20 protein-coding genes and 1 other annotated feature are annotated in these 21,424 nt (G+C 48.0%); of the genes, 17 read left to right on the forward strand and 3 right to left on the reverse strand.

Features of this window, described 5'->3' with window-relative positions:
* Positions 1-123 precede the first annotated feature (123 nt).
* Positions 124-1,341 carry an HDOD domain-containing protein gene (locus tag DW835_RS16610; protein WP_118731449.1) on the forward strand — a complete coding sequence of 406 codons (1,218 nt, stop codon included), beginning with the start codon at positions 124-126 and terminating at the stop codon, positions 1,339-1,341.
* A gap of 143 nt (positions 1,342-1,484) precedes the next feature.
* Positions 1,485-2,099 carry an ECF transporter S component gene (locus DW835_RS16615; protein ID WP_022152972.1) on the forward strand — a complete coding sequence of 205 codons (615 nt, stop codon included), beginning with the start codon at positions 1,485-1,487 and terminating at the stop codon, positions 2,097-2,099.
* 144 nt (positions 2,100-2,243) lie between these two features.
* Here the strand turns inward: DW835_RS16615 and DW835_RS16620 are convergent, their stop codons facing one another.
* Positions 2,244-3,443, reverse strand: a complete 1,200-nt coding sequence (locus DW835_RS16620; RefSeq protein WP_118731450.1) for an alanyl-tRNA editing protein — start codon at positions 3,441-3,443, stop codon at positions 2,244-2,246.
* Positions 3,444-3,740: 297 nt separating this feature from the next.
* Here DW835_RS16620 and DW835_RS16625 point away from each other — a divergent pair, with 297 nt between their 5' ends.
* From DW835_RS16625 to DW835_RS16670, 10 genes are all read left to right on the forward strand, one after another.
* On the forward strand, positions 3,741-4,928 hold the full coding sequence (locus DW835_RS16625) for a carbamoyl phosphate synthase small subunit (protein WP_118668678.1): 1,188 nt from the start codon (positions 3,741-3,743) through the stop codon (positions 4,926-4,928).
* Between the two features lies 1 nt (position 4,929).
* Positions 4,930-8,130 (forward strand): carbamoyl-phosphate synthase large subunit, encoded by a 3,201-nt coding sequence (gene carB / locus DW835_RS16630; RefSeq protein ID WP_118537980.1) that lies wholly within the window; start codon positions 4,930-4,932, stop codon positions 8,128-8,130.
* Between the two features lie 119 nt (positions 8,131-8,249).
* Positions 8,250-8,529, forward strand: a binding site (T-box leader).
* Positions 8,530-8,555: 26 nt separating this feature from the next.
* Positions 8,556-9,017: a hypothetical protein gene (locus DW835_RS16635; protein ID WP_118731451.1), complete on the forward strand. Its 462-nt coding sequence runs from the start codon at positions 8,556-8,558 to the stop codon at positions 9,015-9,017.
* A gap of 119 nt (positions 9,018-9,136) precedes the next feature.
* Entirely contained in the window at positions 9,137-9,850 is a 714-nt protein-coding gene (locus tag DW835_RS16640; protein ID WP_117467336.1) for a superoxide dismutase, read from the forward strand.
* Positions 9,851-9,893: 43 nt separating this feature from the next.
* On the forward strand, positions 9,894-10,553 hold the full coding sequence (locus tag DW835_RS16645) for an NUDIX hydrolase (protein WP_022312238.1): 660 nt from the start codon (positions 9,894-9,896) through the stop codon (positions 10,551-10,553).
* Between the two features lie 92 nt (positions 10,554-10,645).
* The gene (locus DW835_RS16650; RefSeq protein ID WP_118731452.1) at positions 10,646-11,116 is read left to right on the forward strand and encodes a hypothetical protein; all 471 of its coding nucleotides are present in this window, start codon (positions 10,646-10,648) and stop codon (positions 11,114-11,116) included.
* 11 nt (positions 11,117-11,127) lie between these two features.
* Complete coding sequence (locus DW835_RS16655) at positions 11,128-11,511, forward strand: hypothetical protein (protein ID WP_147353740.1); 384 nt, start codon at positions 11,128-11,130, stop codon at positions 11,509-11,511.
* Positions 11,512-11,603: 92 nt separating this feature from the next.
* Positions 11,604-11,867 carry a hypothetical protein gene (locus tag DW835_RS16660; protein WP_147353741.1) on the forward strand — a complete coding sequence of 88 codons (264 nt, stop codon included), beginning with the start codon at positions 11,604-11,606 and terminating at the stop codon, positions 11,865-11,867.
* 96 nt (positions 11,868-11,963) lie between these two features.
* Positions 11,964-12,293, forward strand: a complete 330-nt coding sequence (locus DW835_RS16665; protein ID WP_022154221.1) for a PadR family transcriptional regulator — start codon at positions 11,964-11,966, stop codon at positions 12,291-12,293.
* 2 nt (positions 12,294-12,295) lie between these two features.
* On the forward strand, positions 12,296-13,681 hold the full coding sequence (locus DW835_RS16670) for an FtsW/RodA/SpoVE family cell cycle protein (RefSeq protein ID WP_118731455.1): 1,386 nt from the start codon (positions 12,296-12,298) through the stop codon (positions 13,679-13,681).
* Positions 13,682-13,783: 102 nt separating this feature from the next.
* On the opposite strand, the gene holA is transcribed toward DW835_RS16670, so the two are convergent.
* Positions 13,784-14,764 carry a DNA polymerase III subunit delta gene (gene holA / locus DW835_RS16675; RefSeq protein WP_118731456.1) on the reverse strand — a complete coding sequence of 327 codons (981 nt, stop codon included), beginning with the start codon at positions 14,762-14,764 and terminating at the stop codon, positions 13,784-13,786.
* 314 nt (positions 14,765-15,078) lie between these two features.
* Here holA and mscL point away from each other — a divergent pair, with 314 nt between their 5' ends.
* Together mscL and DW835_RS16685 are read left to right on the forward strand one after the other, a co-directional pair.
* Positions 15,079-15,513, forward strand: coding sequence for a large conductance mechanosensitive channel protein MscL (gene mscL, locus DW835_RS16680; protein WP_118731457.1), 435 nt, complete (start codon positions 15,079-15,081; stop codon positions 15,511-15,513).
* A 35-nt stretch (positions 15,514-15,548) separates the two neighbouring features.
* Complete coding sequence (locus DW835_RS16685) at positions 15,549-16,595, forward strand: tetratricopeptide repeat protein (RefSeq protein ID WP_022313128.1); 1,047 nt, start codon at positions 15,549-15,551, stop codon at positions 16,593-16,595.
* A gap of 21 nt (positions 16,596-16,616) precedes the next feature.
* On the opposite strand, the gene DW835_RS16690 is transcribed toward DW835_RS16685, so the two are convergent.
* Positions 16,617-17,000, reverse strand: a complete 384-nt coding sequence (locus tag DW835_RS16690) for a helix-turn-helix transcriptional regulator (RefSeq protein ID WP_182430344.1) — start codon at positions 16,998-17,000, stop codon at positions 16,617-16,619.
* A 440-nt stretch (positions 17,001-17,440) separates the two neighbouring features.
* On the opposite strand from DW835_RS16690, the gene eno reads away from it, so the two are divergent.
* From eno to DW835_RS16705, 3 genes are all read left to right on the forward strand, one after another.
* Positions 17,441-18,739 carry a phosphopyruvate hydratase gene (gene eno, locus DW835_RS16695; protein ID WP_117467351.1) on the forward strand — a complete coding sequence of 433 codons (1,299 nt, stop codon included), beginning with the start codon at positions 17,441-17,443 and terminating at the stop codon, positions 18,737-18,739.
* Positions 18,740-19,108: 369 nt separating this feature from the next.
* Entirely contained in the window at positions 19,109-19,600 is a 492-nt protein-coding gene (locus DW835_RS16700) for a DUF2798 domain-containing protein (RefSeq protein ID WP_118731459.1), read from the forward strand.
* Positions 19,601-19,704: 104 nt separating this feature from the next.
* A complete protein-coding gene (locus DW835_RS16705) occupies positions 19,705-21,372 on the forward strand; it encodes an acetolactate synthase large subunit (protein ID WP_022313464.1) in 1,668 nt (555 codons plus the stop codon).
* The last annotated feature ends 52 nt before the right edge of the window (positions 21,373-21,424 follow it).

Below are 21,424 nucleotides of genomic sequence, written 5' to 3' on the forward strand. Positions count from 1 at the left end.
AAGGGCTACGGGGATTTGATAGCATTTCTTTACTAACTCTCTATTTACATCTCTGTGCTGATAGTACCACTTGTAAAGTCTTGTCGGAATCGGTATAATATAGATAGATTGGGAGGTAAAAATATGCTGCTTACATTAGTACCGCTTTTTGATGAAAATATGGCCGTTTGTGCCTACTCCTTTTTTACCCAGAGGGAGAATTTCCTGTTGAATCCTCTGTTGCTTGGAACCGCACAGTTCGACGGGGCATCCCAGATCACGGGTCTGGAACTGATCCAGAAAATGGGTATTGATACCTTGTCTCAGGGAAAAGAAATCTTCGTACCGATCAGCAATATCTCGATTTTTGCGGATATTCCGGAGCAGTGCGATGCACCTCATGAAAAAATCGTACTTTTGATCGATAATACCATTCCGCCGATTGAAATGTATGTCAATCGTCTGAAGGAATTGAAACAGCAAGGCTATAAACTTGCCATTCGTAAGCTTGCGGTCAGTGATTTCGAAAATTACAGAGAAGTCCTGAAGCTGATGGATTATGTCCTTCTGAATAACCGTAAAATAGCCATTGATAAAGCCAAGATTTATTTCGGAAAATTATTTCCGAATATCAATCTGTGTGCCGGTAATATTGATACCATGGAGGACTTCGAGAGACTGAAGGAGACCGGCGGATATCGTTTCTATGAGGGTAAGTTCTATCGTGTTCCCATTACGAAGGGACAGACAGATGTGGCACCCTTGAAGGGCAATTATATTGACCTGCTGAATATTGTGAACAGCCCGGATTTTGAACTCACGACAGCGGCGGATATCATCAGCCGTGATACTGCACTCACGATCGATCTGCTGAAAATGGTTCAGCCATTGGCTGTAAATTCGGAGATTACGTCTATCCGTCATGCGGCTGCCATGCTGGGACAGCGGGAATTGAAAAAGTGGATCAACACGGCAGTAGCCAATGCTTTGTATGCGGATAAGCCGAATGAGGTTACCAGACTTTCTCTGCTTCGTGCCAAATTTGCCGAGAATCTGGCGGAAGCGTTTGGCCTGAAGGCGCAGAAGGATGAATTGTTCCTGATGGGATTGTTCTCCGTGCTGGATGTGATCCTCGAGAAACCCATGGCAGAGGCTTTGAAGGTGGTCCATGTGGCTGGCGAGATCAGTAATGCACTGATCTACCGCATCGGCGTACTGGCACCGGTGTACGATTTTATGCTGCAGTATGAGACAGCCAACTGGGCGGAGGTATCCCGCCTGATGCTATTAAAGAATATTGATATGAATACAGTATATGAAGCCTATACATCGGCGTTGAAGTGGTATCGCACCGTACGTTGATTGTATTAAAAAATGTACTTGTGTTTTGTATACATTTATGTTATTTTCTTGAATGACTTGTAATTATATCCTCCGGCAGTTCAAAGGACGCCAGATGGAGGAATAGTAGCAAAGGCGCAAAAAGCGCGGAAAGGAAATTTCATATGAAAAAAAACAAGACACTTGAGATGGTACAATTGGCCGTACTCATCGCGATCATGCTGATTCTGGCATTTACCCCGCTTGGGTATCTGCGCATCGGACCGTTAGCAATCTCCCTGATGACCATTCCCGTAGTCATCGGTGCAATGATCTTAGGACCCGCAGGCGGAGCCGTACTGGGACTGGTATTTGGACTTACTAGCTTTTACCAGTGCTTTGCAGGAGATCCTTTTGGAGCAGCTTTGGTAGCAATGAATCCGTTTTTCACTTTCCTGGTATGCATCCCTACCAGAACTCTGATGGGATGGCTGTCCGGCGTGATCTTCAAGGCACTGTGGAAGATCGACAAGACGAAGACCGTAACTTACTTCGTGACCGGTCTGCTGGGAGCATTTATGAACACCCTGTTCTTCATGTCCACTTTGATGATCTGCTTCGGTCATACCGAATATCTGCAGAGCATGAATGCAACCGGAGCGAATCTGTTTATGTTCGCCGTAGCATTCTGTGGTATCAACGGAGCACTGGAGATGCCCATGAGCTGTGTAGTAGGTGGTGGCGTTGCGAAGGCAGTCAGCGTAGCACTGAAGAAGAATGCAGCAACAGAAGAGAAATAATCAGATTTTCCGAAACGAAAAATATATAAAATATATAAACACACCCCCGGAGTATGACAGATGGTCATGCCGGGGGTTTTCCATGTGAAAATATTGATACGAATTCATGTGCCGAACTGCGTATATAGGCAGAAAGGATGGTCATTACAGCGACGCCCACATTGTCTGTAGGACATCTGCCGTGGCAGCAACATTCCCCTGGATCATGGGAGCGGATCCGCCCCCTTTTGCAGAAAGTTCCCGGCGCATACGATCTGCCAGTTCCTGGCAGTTTTTGGAAGCACTGCCTACAATAAATCGATAACCGTTTGTATCGTCTCCGGCAAAGATACCGCAGTAACCGGAATATTTTCCGGTCAGGGTATTCACGGCGTTACGTAGGGCGATGGCATCCAGTTCACCGACGAAGAGAAGCACGTGGTGTACTTCTTCCGGGGAGGGGAGTGCGTTCATCTGTACGTTCAGAAGCTCCGCCTGCAGGGCATTGGCACGTTCTTTTTGCAGCCTTGCATCCTCTTTGGCGCGGGCAACAGCACCTGCTACTTCCGGCTGTTTCGCTGAGAGCAGAGAAGAAATTGCCCAGACGGAATCCTGTTTTTCGGTATAATCTGCCAGAGCACGGTTTCCACAGAGAATATTGATGCGGGCACCGCCCCGGTGGCTCTGTACATTTACAATTTTGATGAGACCGATCTGTCCGGTGGTATCTACATGTGGAGCACAGCAGGCACACAGATCCACGCCGGGGATCTCGACAATACGTACATTTTCCGTGAGTGCCAGTTTGCTGCGGTAATTTAAGCTCGTCAGTTCTTCGGCGGTGGGCCAGCTGATGTTGACCGGAAGATTTTTCCAGACATAAGCGTTGGCTTCCTGTTCGATGAGACGCAGCTGTTCCAGAGAGACTTCTCCGTTCATATCCAGTGTCACTTCTCTGTCGCTTAAATGGAAGCCTACGTTTTCCAGTCCGAAATGGGAGTGCAGTAAGCCGGAGATCATATGCTCACCGGAGTGCTGCTGCATGAAATCAAACCGGCGGTTCCAGTCCACATGACCGGTGACCCGGGTGCCGACGGAAAACTCACAGGCCGTTTTATGATACAGGATGCCCTGTTTAATGCTGACATCCAGTACTTCCTGACCGTTTAAGGTGCCTTTGTCGGCGGACTGACCGCCCTCTTCCGGGAAAAAAGCGGAAGCGTCCAGAACGATCCTGTAATATCCCTCTTCCTTGTCGGGAACACATTCCATTACCACAGCGGTGAAATCCGTCTGATGTACATCTTCATAATAGAGTTTGCGGGTTCCCAGGGAGTTCATTTGAGCATTTTCGATACGATCCATAGATGCCTGTCCAATCTGCTGTAGGAAAACAGCGTTTTGTGATAATTGAAAAATAGAAAATACATATCTATTCTATATCAGACCCGGTGAAAAAAGCAATGGAAAATGTAAGCTTTTACACAGCTTTGTCAGATTCTCCAAGGAGTATCGGGATTGCGGAGAGGATTTTTGTAGGTTTTTATGCAGACAGGGTCTATTGCGACGCAATTTTTTTTATGATATAATAAATCGATTAAGCACTAGAGAAACACACTGGAAATACAAACGTCGCAAAAAGCGGCAGAATGTGAGGAAAGAATGAAGGCATTTTTGATTTTGGAAGATGGAACGGTGTTCGAAGGAACGCACATCGGTGCAGACAAAGAGATCATCAGTGAAATCGTATTTAACACATCCATGGCCGGATATCTGGAGATCCTGACGGATCCGTCCTATGCAGGACAGGCTGTATGCATGACCTACCCCCTGATCGGTAACTATGGCATATGCAGGGATGACTGCGAGTCGGAGAGACCCTGGCCGGATGGATTCATCGTCAGAGAGCTTTCACGTATTCCCAGCAACTTCCGCTGTGACTGCACAATACAGGAATACTTAGAGGAGAACGGCGTACCCGGCATCGCCGGTATCGATACCCGTGCGCTGACCAAGATCCTGCGTGAGAAGGGTACCATGAACGGCATGATCACCACCAACGAAGCCTATGACCTGAACGAAGTACTTCCGAAACTGAAGGAGTATACCACAGGCAAGGTCGTGGAAAAGGTGACCTGCAAGGAAAAATATGTGGTAGCGCCCACCACGGAGCTGGCACAGAACGGACCTCTCTCCGGTGCAGCGCGTTTTGATAAAGAAGCTTATGAAAAGGGTGTCAGAGAGCCCAAGCCCGCACTGGTAACGGAGCTGTCCGGACAGGGACTAAAGGTAGCTCTGTTAGACCTGGGAGCCAAGAGAAATATCGCCAGATCCCTGGCAGAGAGAGGCTGTGAGGTGACCGTATACCCCGCTGGAACTCCCGCACAGGAGATCATTGATGATAATCCCGACGGTATCATGTTAAGTAACGGACCGGGAGACCCCAAGGAGTGTACCGGTGTGATCGCCGAGATCAAAAAGTTATACGATACCGAGATTCCTATTTTCGCAATCTGTCTGGGACATCAGCTGATGGCTCTGGCTACCGGCGCAGATACCCACAAAATGAAATATGGACACAGAGGAGGCAACCATCCGGTAAAGGATCTGATGACCGGAAGAGTATATATTTCTTCTCAGAACCATGGATATGTGGTAGATACCGACAAGCTGGATCCTTCCGTAGCGGTTCCCGCATTTATCAATGTCAACGACGGTACCAACGAGGGTCTGTCCTACACCGGCAAGAACATTTTCACCGTACAGTTCCACCCGGAAGCATGTCCGGGACCCCAGGACTCCGGTTACCTGTTTGACCGGTTCATTCATATGATGAGAGGAGAGAACTAAGATGCCCAAGAATCCTAATGTAAAACGAGTAATGGTAATCGGCTCCGGTCCTATTGTCATCGGACAGGCAGCGGAATTCGACTATGCAGGTACCCAGGCCTGCCGCTCCCTGAAGGAAGAGGGAGTAGAGGTAATCCTGGTGAACTCCAACCCTGCGACCATCATGACTGATAAAGATATCGCAGATAAGGTATATATCGAGCCCCTGAACGTAAAGGTTCTGGAGCAGATCATTGAAAAGGAAAAGCCCGACAGCATCCTTCCCACCCTGGGAGGACAGGCTGGTCTGAACCTCGGTATGGAGCTGGAGGAGTCCGGTTTCCTGGCTGCTCATAATGTAAAGCTGTTAGGTACTACCGCAGCTACCATTCGTAACGCCGAAGGACGTCAGGAGTTCAAAGACCTGATGGAGCGCATCGGTGAGCCCTGTGCAGCATCCAGGGTCGTTGAAAATGTGGAAGACGGTGTGGAATTCACCAATACCATCGGCTATCCGGTCGTACTGCGTCCCGCTTATACCCTGGGAGGTTCCGGTGGCGGTATCGCCCACAATCAGGTGGAACTGGAAGAGATCCTGGAGAACGGTTTACGTCTGTCCCGTGTGGGTCAGGTACTGGTAGAGCGTTGTATTGCAGGCTGGAAAGAGATCGAGTACGAAGTAATGCGTGACAGCGCAGGCAACTGCATCACCGTATGTAACATGGAGAACATCGATCCCGTCGGCGTGCATACCGGAGACAGTATCGTAGTAGCTCCTTCCCAGACCCTGAGCGACAAGGAGTACCAGATGTTACGTACTTCCGCTCTGAAGATCATCAACGAACTGCAGATCACCGGTGGATGTAACGTACAGTTTGCACTGCATCCCACCAGCTTTGAATATTGTGTTATCGAGGTTAACCCCCGTGTCAGCCGTTCTTCGGCACTGGCAAGTAAGGCGACTGGTTATCCTATCGCAAAGGTAGCAGCGAAGATCGCACTGGGCTTTACCCTGGATGAGATCAAGAACGCCATCACCCACAAGACCTATGCCAGCTTCGAGCCGACACTGGACTACTGTGTCGTGAAGATTCCCAGACTGCCTTTTGATAAATTTATCACTGCAAAACGTACTCTGACCACCCAGATGAAAGCAACCGGTGAGGTTATGAGTATCTGCAATAACTTCGAGGGAGCACTGATGAAGGCTATCCGTTCCCTGGAGCAGCATGTGGACTGCCTGCGCAGCTATGATTTCAGCGCTTTGTCTGTGGAGGAACTGTTAGAGCGTCTGAAGATCGTGGATGACCAGCGTATTTATGTCATTGCGGAAGCTATCCGTAAGGGCATCAGCTACGAGCAGATTCACGACATTACCAAGATCGACCTGTGGTTCATCGACAAGATTGCCATTCTGACCGAGATGGAGCATGCGCTGGAGACACAGCCGCTGACGGTTGATCTGTTGAAGGAAGCCAAGAGAATCGAGTTCCCGGATAACGTCATCGCAAGACTGACCGGCAAGACCGAGGAGGAGATCAAGAAGATGCGTTATGACAACGGCATTAAGGCTGTCTACAAGATGGTAGACACCTGTGCTGCAGAGTTCGCAGCTTCCACTCCTTATTACTATTCTGTATTCGGCGGCGAGTGCGAAGCCAAGGAGACCACCGGACGCAAGAAAGTCCTGGTACTGGGTTCCGGTCCTATCCGTATCGGACAGGGTATCGAGTTCGACTATTGTTCTGTACATGCTACCTGGGCATTCTCCAAGGCAGGCTATGAGACCATTATCATCAATAATAACCCGGAGACCGTAAGTACCGACTTCGATATTGCGGACAAGCTGTATTTCGAGCCTTTGACTCCGGAAGATGTGGAATCTATCGTAAATATTGAGCATCCCGATGGTGCTGTGGTACAGTTCGGCGGACAGACCGCTATCAAGCTGACTGAGAGCCTGATGAAGATGGGCGTGCCTATCTTAGGTACCAAGGCGGAGGATGTAGATGCCGCTGAGGACAGAGAACTGTTCGACAAGATTCTGGAAGAGACCGGGATTCCCCGTGCAGCCGGCGGTACTGTATACACCGCAGAGGAAGCTAAGGCGGTTGCTAACAGACTGGGCTATCCCGTACTGGTGCGTCCTTCCTATGTATTGGGCGGACAGGGCATGCAGATCGCTATCTCCGATGAAGAGATCGAAGAATTCATGGAGATCATCAACCGTATCGCACAGGATCACCCGATCCTGGTAGATAAGTATTTACAGGGTAAGGAGATCGAGGTCGATGCCGTATGCGACGGTACCGATATCCTGATCCCCGGTATCATGGAGCATATCGAGAGAACCGGTATCCACTCCGGAGACAGTATCTCTGTATACCCGGCTCCGACCATTGATAAAGTAGTAAAAGAGAAGATTGCAGAGTACACCAGAAGACTGGCAAAGGCACTGCATGTCAAGGGACTGATCAATATCCAGTTCATTGCCATCGGTGACGAGGTATATGTCATTGAGGTTAACCCCCGCTCTTCCCGTACCGTACCTTATATCAGTAAGGTAACCGGTATTCCTATCGTGGATCTGGCGACCGAAGTGATCATCGGCAAGACCATCCGTGAGCTTGGCTACGAGCCCGGCTTACAGCCTGAGGCAGAGTATTTTGCAATCAAGATGCCCGTGTTCTCCTTCGAGAAGATCCGCGGTGCCGAGATCAGCTTAGGACCGGAGATGAAGTCTACCGGTGAGTGTCTGGGTATCGCCAAGACCTTCAATGAGGCTCTGTACAAGGCATTCCTGGGAGCAGGCGTAGAACTGCCCAAGTACAAGAACATGATCATCACCGTGAAGGATGCGGATAAGGGTGAAGCCATTGAAGTCGGAAGACGCTTCGAAAAGCTGGGATACACCATTTATGCTACCAGAAGTACCGCAGCTGCTCTGAATGAAGCAGGTGTGAAAGCAAGAAAGGTCAACAAGATCTCTCAGGAATCCCCGACCGTTATGGACCTGATCCTGGGACACAAGATCGACCTTGTCATCGATACCCCGACCCAGGGCCGCGACAAGACCAGAGACGGTTTCCTGATCCGCCGTACCGCTATCGAGACCGGTATCTACTGCATCACTGCAATGGACACCGCCAATGCTCTCGTGACCAGCATGGAGCATATGAACGATTGTAAGGAACTGACGCTGGTGGATATTGCACAACTGTAAGATATAAAAATGGATAAGAACAGTGGAGTCGCGAAAGTTGCTCCACTGTTTGTGTTTGTGACAAAAACAAAGTGTTGACAAATGTCCGCGAAAGGAATAAAATACAAACAGTTAAAGACATAAAGGCTGTGAAGAGAAGAGTAGGAGAAGAGATACGTCGCAGAGAGTCCCGGCAGGTGGGAAGGGATATGGAAGGCTTCTTTGAACATGGTCTCGGAGCTTTGCACCGACTTCGTATTCGGACAGGATATCCGGCAGATGCGGACAGGCTGCAACGGGAGTACCCGTTATCGTACCTGACTATCGATGAGCGTTTGTTTATCCGTAGTTGCAGAGGCCTGATCCCGTGAGAGATGGGCGAATTAAGGTGGTACCGCGGAAGAATGTTCCGCCCTTAAATTTTAATTTAAGGGCGGTTTTTTATTATGTCAAAAAGAGAAGAACTGATCAGAGAATATTGCAGACAGGTAAATGAAAGCCTGCATTTTATACAAAAATACATGGAAGGGATCGTTCCCGCTGGCCGATGCAGCGAAGAACTGTATTGGGAGACCAAGAAGATCAGTGAGGAACTGCAGAAGAGCAATCATGAACAGACCGCATTGATCCGGGCCTATCTGCGGGAGGCGGCACAACTGTACGTAGAGGGGGAGCCCTGTAAGACCCGCATTACGGACCGAAGACTTTGCCGTAATACGATCCTGAATCATTTACAGATGCTGGCGAATGTCAGCTTCTGGCTGAGAGAACAGGGAGAGCCACTGGCAGAGGAAGTCTGTGGATGGCTGTTAGCCCAGGAGACAGCGGATGTGCAGAAAGTTAGATCCGGACAAAGTCTGGAAGTTGCCAGAGAGATCTATCCGGCCGTGCAGAGAAAGAGAGCATAGGAGCGGTCGGCTGTAAAAGCACAAATTTGAAAATAAAATCCGTGGGGACAGCATATACTAGGCGTATGGTAAATATTGTATGATCGTAAGCCTGTATCCCGCAGGCGGATTGGAGTCTCATGTTAGAAGAACATTATCCTTTTGTTGCGCAGCCCCTTCCCTACGAATATGATGCCCTGCTTCCGGTATTAGATGAGGAAACACTTCATTTTCATCACGACAAGCATTATCAGACCTATGTGGATAAGCTGAATGCCACCCTTGCCGATTATCCGCAGTTACAGCAGATGTCCTTGACGGAACTGCTCACTTCGGAGGATAATATACTTGCGTCCCTGCCGGAGGAAGCCCGGAAAAGTATTCACAATAACGGTGGCGGTGTATATAATCATCAGCTGTATTTTGACAGTATGCGAAGCCCGGCAGGACAGGAGCCCTGTGGAGCTCTGGAGGAGGCGCTGGTCCGGGATTTTGGATCGGTGAGACAATGGAAAGAACAGATGTCACAGGCAGCCACGGGGGTATTTGGCTCCGGATGGGCATGGCTTGTGAGTGACCAGGACGGTACTCTGATGGTCCTTACTACAGCGAATCAGGATGTCCCGGATCTGAAATTGTATACCTCTATATTTCCCATAGATGTGTGGGAGCATGCCTATTATTTACAGTATCAGAACCGCAGGCCGGATTACGTGGAAGGATGGCATAAGCTGATCCACTGGAAAAAAGCGGGACGACGTTACGAACAGGTACTTTGCAGACTGGAAAGAGCGGCCGGGGAAGCGGAAAAATTGCAAAATGACAGCCGCACAACAGAAGCGAACGACAGATAGTGTGCAACGTGCGGAACAGAAGAACAGAAAGAGGAAAATGACTATGGAGAACAGACCGATCATAAAAAAGGAACAGGTAGAGACCGTCTACGACAGCAGATTTATCAAGGTATTTGATCTGCAATATGAGCCGGGAAAACATTATTTTGATGCTACCAGAAGAGCCAAAGATAATCTGGCAGCGGTAAAGAGCGACGAAGAATTCAGACAGATGCTGCCGGATGCAGTCAGCTGCGTTGTGATCCTGAAGATCAGAGGACAAGAACCGAGACTTTGCTTAAGCCGTGAGTATCGTTACCCGGCAGGACATTTTCTGCTGAGCGTTCCGGCAGGACTTTTAGACCCGGAGGATGCAACGGAAGAAAATCCCGTATTCCATGCGGCAGCCCGGGAGCTTCGGGAAGAGACCGGCATCACACTGGAAGAGAGCGACAGCATCCGTCTGGTGAATCCGCTGGTATTCAGTACCCCCGGTATGACGGATGAGAGCAATGCACTGGTGCAGATCATATTGAACCGTGAAGAGATGCCGAAGGTAAGTCAGGAAGGAGCCGTTGGAACGGAATGTTTTGATGGTTTTCTGCTGCTGACCAAAGAAGAAGCACAGAAAATCTTAAAAGACGGCGTGGATGACCAGGGATTTTTTTACCCGTTATATACCTGGGCGGCATTGATGTGCTTTGCGACGGGAATGTGGAAATAATTTTTGAATAAATAAGACGATGAACGAAAAGCGTGTGGAGAGATCTGCACGCTTTTTTGAAATTTGTAACAAATAGCGAAAAATTCTTCGTTATGATTAACAAAGAGGAAGCCTGTGATGAATTGCTGAATCCGGAAAAGACATTGGAGAGATTAGCGAATCCAGAACCGCAGAAAGGAGAGACAGAGGAAACGGACGGAGAGCCCCCGAAGAAAAAGAACAGCCTTATAGTAAAAACTGCTGTCCTGGTGGGAATACTGGTGATCGTCGGAGGACTGCTGTTGGGATATATGATAAAGCATAGAGAACCTACTTATCAGCAGATAGGCACAAGATACATCGATGATCCTGACTGGGGGAATGTATCTGAAATTTCGTATGTGGTAAAAGGGGAAGTAACGGCAGAGAGACTTAATGAGCATTTGCGTGAAGTGAGAGAAACGGTGGACCGGGAAGAACTGGGTACCAATGTTGTCAAGACTGTATACTACAGGAACAAGGAAGACGCCCTGGCGTGGAAGGATACGGATATGGGAGGATATACTTTCCTGAATGTAGAATGAAAGGAGCAGCTATGAAGAAGATTTTTTCAAATTACTACAAAATTATTTTGTCTGTTGTGATCCTGATTGTCCTGGTGGCACTAAAGGAGGATTACAAAACTTCTTTTGACGAAATGAGCGGAGTCCGGACGGTGGTACGTATGCTGCTCTACACGGCATGGGGATTCCTGCTGGCAACAAAGACCAGACGGGACAAAGCAAAAGCTGTGGAATATGTTGCTTTTGCTGTTGTCTGTGTGGCTGCGCTTAATCTGCTAATTCCCATCTGGAAATTTCAGATAGCGTTTTATGCTTTTGTCGCAGGTGTTCCGGGACTTTATTTTATGGTATTTATCCTGACCGGAATGTTAGGCGGTTATATATGGGGACCGGTTGATAAAACGGACCGTAAATAGTGCCGGATATATCAGGAGCATTGATCCGATGGCAGAAGATATTGCCCAGGGTGTAGAGATAGCAACAGCAGAGTAGAATGGCGGAGGTGTCTATGGGTAAAAAACTGATTAAGTGTCTGATGATTTTAACAATAGTATGGGCAATGACCGGTTGTGGAAAGCAGGAGATGATCCGCTGTGAGTATACAAATGAGGCAGCAGGGTACACCTTAAGCATAGACAGACCGTTAGAGTGGACGGCAAAGATCCAGGAAGGGTGGCCGGCAGCCGAGACAGAGGAAGCCAGTCCCGACGAGGGAATCCGGCTTTATACGGATAACAAATACAAAATCGTAGATGAAGTTGAGATGGATTAGTGATTGCTTTGAAAAATAAATATTGACATATATAGATAGCCGATATATATTATAGACAACGATATATATCGGCTATCTATATAAGGAGGACAAAAAATGGCTGTGGACAAATCACTGATGTCGGGAAGTATGACGATGCTTTTGCTCAGATTACTGGCGGAGAAGGATATGTACGGATACGAGATGATCGATACACTGCGGAAAAAATCCTGTAACGTGTTCGAGTTAAAAGCAGGTACGCTGTATCCGCTGTTGCATGGGCTGGAAGCGAAGGGCCTGCTTACGGTATATGAGCAGGAATATGCAGGCAAGACGAGGAAGTATTACAGTATTACGAAAGAGGGCAGAAAATTACTGGAAACCAAAAAAGCGGAGTGGATGGAATATCAGTCTGCTGTGACCAGCGTTCTGGCAATGGGGGTATAAGGATGGAAACATATTTGGAAAAACTGTTGTCACAGATCCGTTGTAAAAAAGCCAGACCCTATATCGCCGAGGAGATAAGAGACCATATAGAATGCCAGATTGAGGACAATCTTTCCGATGGAATGAGCTATGAGGAAGCAGAGAAAAATGCGGTTACGGACATGGGAGATCCGGTAGAAGTGGGGATCTCGCTGGACAGGATCCACAAGCCTAAGATTGCATGGAAGTTACTTGTGATCGTAGGAATTTTAAGCTTGCTGGGCATTCTGATACAGCAATCCATTCTCAGACAACCCGGTTATCAGGAGCTGGAAACATGGAGACAGGAAGTGTACCGCTATACTACGGAGGGGTTTGGCTCAGCCGTTGTTATTGGATTCCTCCTCATGTGTGTGATCTACTTCCTAGATTATACCGTAATTGCAAAGTACTCCAGGTTCATCGGAGGAGCTATTCTGATTCTGGGAGGGCTGCGGGTGGCAGGCTTCGGTGGTCTGGATGTCAACGGAATCGGCAACTGGATCGGATTTGGAAGGCTCCGGGTGGCGGTTACTTCCCTGATGATGTTCTATGTGCCGATTTACGGCGCTATCCTATATAAATACAGGGACGGTGGTGTATCCGCACTGTGCAGGGCGATCCTGTGGATGATCCTTCCGGTATTTATTACGTCCCGGATTCCCAGCCTTGGTGTAGCCGTCATCATGATGGTCAGTATGCTGATAGAACTTACGGTGGCTGTCTGGAAGGGGTGGTTTCAACTGCCTGTGAAAAAGACGATTATCGGCATGTGGCTGCTTTTTACGGCAGGGCCGGTCCTGGTATTGACTGCAATGTATGCACTTCACATGTTGGAAGCCTATCAGGAAGCCAGGATCCGCTCCTATTTATCCCATTCCGGAGATGCCAATTACATGACGGCCATGCTTCATAAATTTAATGAAAATATTTTACTTTGGGGCAACAGTGGAAAAGATGTGGTGGGAGGTTTGCCGGAATTCAATCAGGATTACATTTTCTCTTATATTCTGAACAGTTACGGACTGCTGGCCGGAATCTTTGTAGCCGCGATCCTAGCAGTACTGGTATTGTTTATGTTCGGAGCTGCGGCTCGACAGAAAAATGAACTAGGCATGGTGATGGGATTCGGATGCGGAATGATCATTTTATTAAATATTTCTCTGAACTTTGCGGGAATGTTGGGATGGATCCCGCTGACATCGACCTTCCTGCCGTTCTTATCTGTTGGCAGAAATAATATTTTACTGTGCTACGCACTGGTGGGAATTATCCTGAGTATTTACAGATACAAAGATGTATATCCAAAAAAGTTCAAGGCGTCACAGGTATCATTGCAGAAGACCATTACTTTGAATCTGAATATGTAACATGGTAATAAAAGTAATGCAAATAAAAGGTCCATGAGCAGGAAAACTGTCCATGGACTTTTATATATCGTGAGCAGAACTCACTCAATGCATTTCGCAAGTTTACGAGGGCAATACCGACAAAATCAGTATCTCCACACTCATCATATCATTCATCCGTCCGGATTTCACGGCTTCCTCGGTCTCTACACACTGCTTTACCGCATTTTTCAGCACGGAAGTCTTGAAATGGGATGCCTGTGCCACATATTTCCCGGCGGCAAAGGGCGGTACACCAATCTTGGAGGCAATGGTCTTATTGTCGTGGCCTCTGCTTTTTAATTCCTTGGTCTGGAGCAGCAGGTTACATTGTCTGGCAATCAGGAACAGTACGCGCATGGGCGGCTCTTTTAATGCCAACAGATCATAGTAAAGCTGCAATGCTTTCTGGGGCTGTTTTTCCGCAATGGCATTGACCATATCGAAGATATGGTTGGTGATGCGAGTGGTGCAGACCGCTTCCACATCCTCTGCGGTGACTACATCCCGGTCCAGACAGTAGCAGATCAGCTTTTCCAGTTCCATCTGGATATTTTCCATGTCCGTGCCGGTTTTGGAGAGCAGCAACTGTGCGGTGTTCTCGGAGATTTTTTTCCCTTCCCGGCCCAGGATACCGGCGATCCAGCGTTTCAGGGAATTCTCATCCTGTACCGTGAATTCTGCCACATAACCCTTGGATTGCACGGTCTTATACAGTTTACTCCGTTTATCCACTTCGCTTTCCGTGAACACAAAAAAGGTGGTGTCGTTGGGGCTTGCCAGGTATTCCGCCAGCTTTTCCCCACCGGCTTTGAAGAGCCCGGTATCTTTGAAGAACATAACACGGCGCTCTGCCAGAAAAGGCAATGTCTCTGCCAGATCAATGACCTCTCCCACAGAAAAATCTTTTCCCTGATAGAAATGGGTGTTCATCTCGTCCCCCTCCTGACACAGAGCCTTGCGCAGACGGGTCGTGTACTGGTTCTTCAGATAACGTTCCTCTCCGTAGAGCAGGTAGATCTGTTTGAAATTGCCGGTTTTGATGTCTTCGTTGATCCGCTGCATGAATTGATCCTTTCTGGGAAAATGCGGTTACTTCTACATTAGATTCCTAAAAGAGTATACCCCATTTCCTATTGAGGTTTCAAGGGGGGTATGCTATTATGGAACAAAACAGTTCGACCATGGACATATACGAGAGACAAAATTATGCTTGCATGATTTTGCGAACGAATATGTCCATGAGTTAAGCGCCGATTCATGAGCAAAGGTAGTCACGAAGTGACGGAAAGCGCGGCAGCGCGACTTTGCGAATGGCGCGGTTCGACCATGGGAAAGCGCGGTTCGACCTTCATACCATAAGAGGAAGGAAGAAAAAAATGAGCAGGAAAAGCGGATTCATTCAGGAATTTAAAAAGTTTATTTTGAGGGGAAATGTAATGGATATGGCAGTCGGCGTGATCGTCGGCGGAGCATTCACCGCTATCGTTACTTCTCTGAATCAAGATATCCTGACACCGATTCTGGCCATCTTCGGAGGCACGGATTTTTCGAATTTATATGTAAAGCTGGGAAGCGGCGATACGGCACCGGTATTGATGTACGGTAATTTTATCACGGCAGTTATCAACTTCCTGATCACAGCATTTGTGATCTTCTGTCTGGTAAAATTCATCAATAAGCTGGGAGACACCCTGCATCACAGAGAGGAAGCACCGGCAGTGCCCACGACGAAAAAATGCCCGTTCTGTAAGAGCGAGATCGCTATCGATGCCACAAGATGCCCTCATTGTACTTCTCAGTTAGACAAATAGGAACCGGTAATACAGATACGGCCGTGGAGGAAAGCATGGGAAAAATACACAGGAAAATAGTGGCAGCAGGAGTCTGCTGTCTGATGACAGGCATGCTGACAGGCTGCGGAAGTGATACCACGAAGATCACCGAAGGAATGCAGTTGGTGGAAACTCTGGATTATCAGGGGGCATTGAATGCCTTTGACGAAGCGGAAGCACAGAAAGAGGACAGCCGTCTGATCGCAAGAGGCCGGGGAATCGCCAGCATGGGGCTGACAGAGTATGATCAGGCCGTAGAATATTTTACACAGGCCCTGGAACTCAGTGACGGCTGGGTTCAGAACGTGGACTATGATATGAATTACTATCTGGCGGCGGCATACACCAAGAACGGACAGCCTGCGGAAGCCAAAAAGGTATACGATGCCATTCTGGGCCTGAAGCCGGAGGAAAAGGACGCTTATTTTCTCAGAGGTTCTGCAGAACTGGAGCTGGGAGATTATGAGAGTGCCAAAGCGGATTTTGATCAGGCAATCTCCATGGATCCGAAAAATTATGACCGGTTAATAGAAATCTATGAAGCCCTGGCAGCGCACGGCTACCGTGAGGTCGGTCAGGAATATCTGCAAAATGTACTGGACACAGCCAAACAACTGGATGCTTATGACAGCGGACGGATCTATTATTATCTGGGAGAATACCAGAAAGCTTATCTGGCGCTGGATGAAGCCCGGGATAAGGGAGGCGCGGACAGCTATCTCTATCTGGGAAGAGCCTATGCGGCTACCGGAGATTATAACTATGCGTCCAGTGTGTACAACAATTATCTCTCCAAGCAGGGGCCGAATGCAGAAATCTACAATGAACTTGGTCTGTGCGAAATGGCAAAAAAGGAGTATCAGAATGCTCTGGCGGCATTTCAGGCGGGAAAACAGATCGAAGGAAACAGCCTGATGCAGACCTTGTGCTTTAATGAAATTGTAGCATATGAGTATCTGGAAGATTATCAGCAGGCAGAAGTACTGATGAATGCTTATTTACAAAATTACCCGGACGACCAGACAGCCATCCGGGAGCAACAGTTCCTGTCCACCAGATAAAAAGACAATAGAATTTATGGATCAATCATTGGCAGAGTCTTCCCGGGAGGAAGATTCTGCTTTTTCTCTTAATTGCAGCAGATCCACAAAATCCAGCAGAGAAGCCAGGTTTTTCGGATTAAAATGCTGTATCACCTCTACCACATCGGATACGGTGGTGCCGGGGACACATTCCTGTCTCAGAACTTCCGGATTGTAACGATAAGGAGTCCGACCCAACAGATAATCGATGGTTACATCGAAATATTCCGCTAATTGTATTAAAGCTTCCTGATCCGGGAAGTGAATATTGTTCTCGTAATTCGAAATGGTGCCAACGGATACTTTCAGTATGGCAGCCAGTTCTTTCTGATAAATGCCCCGTTCTTCCCGCAGGGATGCCAGAATTTCACCGAAACTCCTCATAATGCCTCGCATTCTGCCGCAGATGCAGCCTATTTAAATGTTTTCTTTTAAGATTTGATAAATTCTATTTTACTATATTTTAGTTTTAAAGGAATATGAATTTAGAAATCGAGGAAAATAATGAAAAAATGCTCCTAGAATTAATTTTAACTAAAAAGTACAAATTATGCAGGAAAATATCCATTGAGAAATCCTCTCATTAACACCTATTGCTATTTTGAAGAAAGCCGGATATAATAATCCAAGAGTTAGGTGCAACTAACTAATGAGTGAATCATGTGAAACTCCTCAGAGAAAACGGAGCTGCTGAATCCGCGGACTGCCGGGAGGCCATCTTCCGGGAGGAGTTTTTCAGCCCTTATACACAGGGATGGGGGATTCACGAAAGAGAAGGTTTGGGAATAAAAAGTTTAGAATAGAGGATAAAGGAGAAGAACAAGATGAACTATTTAGAGATTGAAAAAGTCATTGGACGAGAGATTCTGGATTCCAGAGGCAATCCTACCGTAGAAGCAGAGGTAACTCTGGTAGACGGTACCATCGGACGCGGCATGGCTCCCAGCGGAGCATCTACCGGTGAGTTCGAGGCACTGGAACTGAGAGACGGCGATAAGAGCAGATATCTGGGCAAGGGTGTTCAGAAGGCTGTAGAAAATATCAATACTGTAATCAATGAGACTCTGCAGGGAATGGATGCATCCGATATTTATGCGATTGATAAGGCAATGATCGACGCAGATGGAACCAAGGATAAGTCCAGACTGGGAGCCAATGCGATCCTGGCAGTATCCATTGCCAGCGCGAGAGCAGCAGCAATCTCCCTGGATATTCCCCTGTATCGCTTTTTAGGAGGTATCTCCGGTAACAGACTTCCGGTTCCTATGATGAACATTATCAACGGCGGCTGTCATGCGCTTTCTTCCGGACTGGATGTACAGGAATTCATGATCATGCCCGTAGGTGCGCCTTCCTTCAAGGAATGCTTAAGATGGTGCGCTGAAGTATTCCACGCACTGGCTTCTATTTTAAAGGACAGAGGACTGGCTACTTCCGTAGGTGATGAGGGTGGGTTTGCACCGGCATTGAAGTCTGACGAAGAAGCTATCGAGACCATCTTAGAGGCTGTAAAGAAAGCCGGTTATGAGCCCGGCAAGGATTTCAAGATCGCTATGGATGCTGCTTCCAGCGAGTGGAAGACCGGCAAGGTGGGCGAGTACAAGCTGCCTAAGGCAGGCACCGTATTTACCTCCGAAGAACTGATCGCACATTGGAAGAAACTGGTGGAGAAATACCCCATCATTTCTATAGAAGATGCACTGGATGAGGAAGACTGGGAAGGCTGGAAGAAGCTGACCGCAGAACTGGGCGACAAGGTACAGTTAGTCGGCGACGACCTCTTCGTAACCAACACCGAGAGACTGGCAAAGGGAATCTCCCTTGGCTGTGGTAACTCCATTCTGATCAAGCTGAACCAGATCGGATCCGTATCTGAGACTCTGGAGGCCATCAAGATGGCACACAAGGCCGGTTATACCGCTATTTCCTCCCACCGTTCCGGTGAGACCGAGGATACCACCATTGCCGACCTGGCAGTGGCACTGAACACCTGTCAGATCAAGACCGGTGCTCCCAGCAGAACCGAGCGTGTGGCAAAATACAACCAGTTGCTCCGTATCGAAGAAGAACTGGGTGCAGCAGCCGTATATCCCGGCATGGGCGCATTCAACGTTCAGAATTAATTTGCTTTTACCCAAAACTATTTTGGTTTCTCTTTTTCTCTTCAGGGACTGTTCGAAAGGACAGTCCCGTTTGCGTTTTTCTTTTTTAAAAACCTTGCAACATTTTTTCTCCCATCTGTATCTAAGATAGAGCGGCAGGGAAAATGGCGTAAGATCCCGGGAACAGCAGAAGGAAGCCGCGGAAGAAAAAATACATTATTTCATATTGACTTTTCCGAAACCTATGTGATAAAATCTCACCGTTGCGAAAATAGCATAGAGACATTAGGTAAGAATTGGAAACGACACATGTACGCACTGCTCACTGATTAACGAACAACACACATGTGTCTTTTTGCGCCCATTTTTAGAAAAGGAGGGCATCCAATTATGCCGAAAACAAGATTACAGAACATTATTTTTACCCTGATCATGGCATTCGTTATGGTATACGCTATGGTCTGCTACAACATCGCACTGGACAAGGGAGGAATGATCAACGAGATCTTCCTGTTAGCGTTCCACGAGATTCCCATTATGTGGCCCATCGCCTGTATTCTGGAGTATTTCGCAGTGGAAAAGCTGTCCCGGAAGCTGGCATTCCGCATGGTATCCCCGGAGGATAAGCCCGTTTTCATTACTTTAGCGATCTCTTCCATGATCGTATGCCTGATGTGCCCGGTGATGAGCTTTATCGCCACCTGCCTCTTCATGCACCCCGGCAACCAGATCATCGCCCTGTGGCTGCAGAAGACCGTCCAGAACTTTCCCATGGCGCTGTGCTGGCAGATCTTTTTCGCAGGCCCCGGAGTGCGGAATGTCTTTGGATTTGTTGTGGGATTTATATTGGATAGAAAAAGTATAATTGACTATCATCTGTGAGTGTGCTAACATGAGCAAATAAAGAGACAACGAAGTCCGTGGAAACGGAAAGCGTTGTCTCTTTTATTTTGTAGAAAAAGTCAGGAAATTACGAGGTGAAACCTATGAGTGAGCAGGAAAAGAAGCAAAATACAGTTGCAGAGGTGTTGGTAAAATGTCTGGAAAACGAGGGCGTGAAATATGTCTTCGGGATTCCGGGGGAGGAAAATCTGGATATGATGAATGCACTGGAAAAATCGGACATCCGGGTGATCGTGGTGCGGCATGAACAGGGAGCGGCATTCATGGCTGATATGTACGGAAGACTGACGGGAAAAGCAGGTGTGTGTTTCTCAACGTTGGGCCCCGGTGCCACGAACCTGATCACAGGCACGGCAGATGCTAATTCCGACGGTGCACCGCTGATTGCCATTACCGGACAGGTGGGAACGGAGCGGATGCATTTGACTTCTCATCAGTATCTGGATCTGGTAGAGCTGTTTGCACCAATCACCAAGCGGAGCAAACAGATCGTGAACCCCAATTCCGTCAATGAAATCGTCAGGATCGCTTTTAAATATGCGGAGAGTGAGAAGCCGGGAGCCTGTCATGTGGATCTTCCCACGAACGTGGCGAAGCTTCCGGTCAGCTCCGGTATTGCCGCACAGCCTTTGAAAAAGCCGGAGAGGGATAAGGAGTACGCATCCTTTTCCAGTATCGATCAGGCGGCGGCCATGATCTTCAAGGCAAAGCACCCGGTGATCCTGGTGGGACACAGTGCGGTGCGCAATCACGCCGGGGAGGCTCTTACCAGCTTCGCAGATGTCCTGAAGATCCCGGTGGTCAATACCATGATGGCCAAAGGCATCATTCCTTATAACAACAAATATTCCCTCTGGACCATAGGCATCCCCCAGAAGGATTACCAGAACAAGGTGCTGGATATGGCAGATCTGGTGATCGCCGTCGGTTATGATATTGTGGAATTCGCTCCCGGCAAATGGAACGGAGAGGGGAAACATAAGATTATTCATATCGACCAGAGGCCGGCGCATATCAACATGCTGTACCAGCCGGAGGTGGAAGTTGTCGGAGACATTTCCTATTCTTTACAGCAGATCCTGTACCGCAGTGACGCAAAAGAGGAGCCGGAAGAATTTCTCAAACTGCGGGAAGAAATGGTGGCGGAATATGAAAGCTATGCGGATGACACCTCTTTTCCCATGAAGCCACAGAAAATACTGTACGATGTCCGGAAATTTATGGGTGCGGATGACATCGTGATCTCGGATGTGGGCGCTCATAAAATGTGGATTGCCAGAGAGTACAACTGTTACGAACCCAATACCTGCATCATCTCCAACGGTTTTGCCACCATGGGCATCGCAGTGCCGGGGGCTGTGGCAGCCAAGTTGATCTACCCGGAGAAAAAGGTACTGGCGATCTCCGGAGACGGCGGATTCATGATGAATAGCCAGGAGTATGAGACAGCCCTCAGAGAGGGGACACCCATTGTGACTCTGATCTTCTCCGATGCCAGCTATGGTCTGATCAAATGGAAGCAGATGGACCACTTCGGACACAACTGCTTTGTGGATTTCCAGAATCCCGATTTTGTGAAATATGCGGAAAGCATGCATGCCAAAGGCTACCGCGTGGAGAAGGCGGAAGACCTGCTGCCGATCCTGGAGGATGCCTTTCAGCAGAAGGTCCCCTGCATCATCGACTGTCCTGTGGACTACAGCGAAAATACCAAGCTCTCGGAGTATCTGCATGATAAGTTTGAGAAGTAGAGTTTTAACTAGAGAGTTAGTGAAATACATTGGCAAAATCCACGAACTCCCG

This window comes from Clostridium sp. AM34-9AC (assembly GCF_003480225.1).
GTDB classification, from domain to species: Bacteria; Bacillota; Clostridia; order Lachnospirales; family Lachnospiraceae; genus Acetatifactor; species Acetatifactor acetigignens.

Coding starts and splice junctions, on each gene's coding strand:
- DW835_RS16650 (WP_118731452.1), top strand. CDS start 10,646: ATGATTAACAAAGAGGAAGCCTGTGATGAATTGCTGAATCCGGAAAAG.
- DW835_RS16655 (WP_147353740.1), top strand. CDS start 11,128: ATGAAGAAGATTTTTTCAAATTACTACAAAATTATTTTGTCTGTTGTG.
- DW835_RS16610 (WP_118731449.1), top strand. CDS start 124: ATGCTGCTTACATTAGTACCGCTTTTTGATGAAAATATGGCCGTTTGT.
- DW835_RS16690 (WP_182430344.1), bottom strand. CDS start 17,000: ATGAGGAGTTTCGGTGAAATTCTGGCATCCCTGCGGGAAGAACGGGGC.
- holA (WP_118731456.1), bottom strand. CDS start 14,764: ATGCAGCGGATCAACGAAGACATCAAAACCGGCAATTTCAAACAGATC.
- DW835_RS16635 (WP_118731451.1), top strand. CDS start 8,556: ATGTCAAAAAGAGAAGAACTGATCAGAGAATATTGCAGACAGGTAAAT.
- DW835_RS16615 (WP_022152972.1), top strand. CDS start 1,485: ATGAAAAAAAACAAGACACTTGAGATGGTACAATTGGCCGTACTCATC.
- DW835_RS16705 (WP_022313464.1), top strand. CDS start 19,705: ATGAGTGAGCAGGAAAAGAAGCAAAATACAGTTGCAGAGGTGTTGGTA.
- carB (WP_118537980.1), top strand. CDS start 4,930: ATGCCCAAGAATCCTAATGTAAAACGAGTAATGGTAATCGGCTCCGGT.
- DW835_RS16665 (WP_022154221.1), top strand. CDS start 11,964: ATGGCTGTGGACAAATCACTGATGTCGGGAAGTATGACGATGCTTTTG.
- DW835_RS16700 (WP_118731459.1), top strand. CDS start 19,109: ATGCCGAAAACAAGATTACAGAACATTATTTTTACCCTGATCATGGCA.
- DW835_RS16625 (WP_118668678.1), top strand. CDS start 3,741: ATGAAGGCATTTTTGATTTTGGAAGATGGAACGGTGTTCGAAGGAACG.
- DW835_RS16670 (WP_118731455.1), top strand. CDS start 12,296: ATGGAAACATATTTGGAAAAACTGTTGTCACAGATCCGTTGTAAAAAA.
- DW835_RS16620 (WP_118731450.1), bottom strand. CDS start 3,443: ATGGATCGTATCGAAAATGCTCAAATGAACTCCCTGGGAACCCGCAAA.
- DW835_RS16640 (WP_117467336.1), top strand. CDS start 9,137: ATGTTAGAAGAACATTATCCTTTTGTTGCGCAGCCCCTTCCCTACGAA.
- DW835_RS16685 (WP_022313128.1), top strand. CDS start 15,549: ATGGGAAAAATACACAGGAAAATAGTGGCAGCAGGAGTCTGCTGTCTG.
- eno (WP_117467351.1), top strand. CDS start 17,441: ATGAACTATTTAGAGATTGAAAAAGTCATTGGACGAGAGATTCTGGAT.
- DW835_RS16660 (WP_147353741.1), top strand. CDS start 11,604: ATGGGTAAAAAACTGATTAAGTGTCTGATGATTTTAACAATAGTATGG.
- mscL (WP_118731457.1), top strand. CDS start 15,079: ATGAGCAGGAAAAGCGGATTCATTCAGGAATTTAAAAAGTTTATTTTG.
- DW835_RS16645 (WP_022312238.1), top strand. CDS start 9,894: ATGGAGAACAGACCGATCATAAAAAAGGAACAGGTAGAGACCGTCTAC.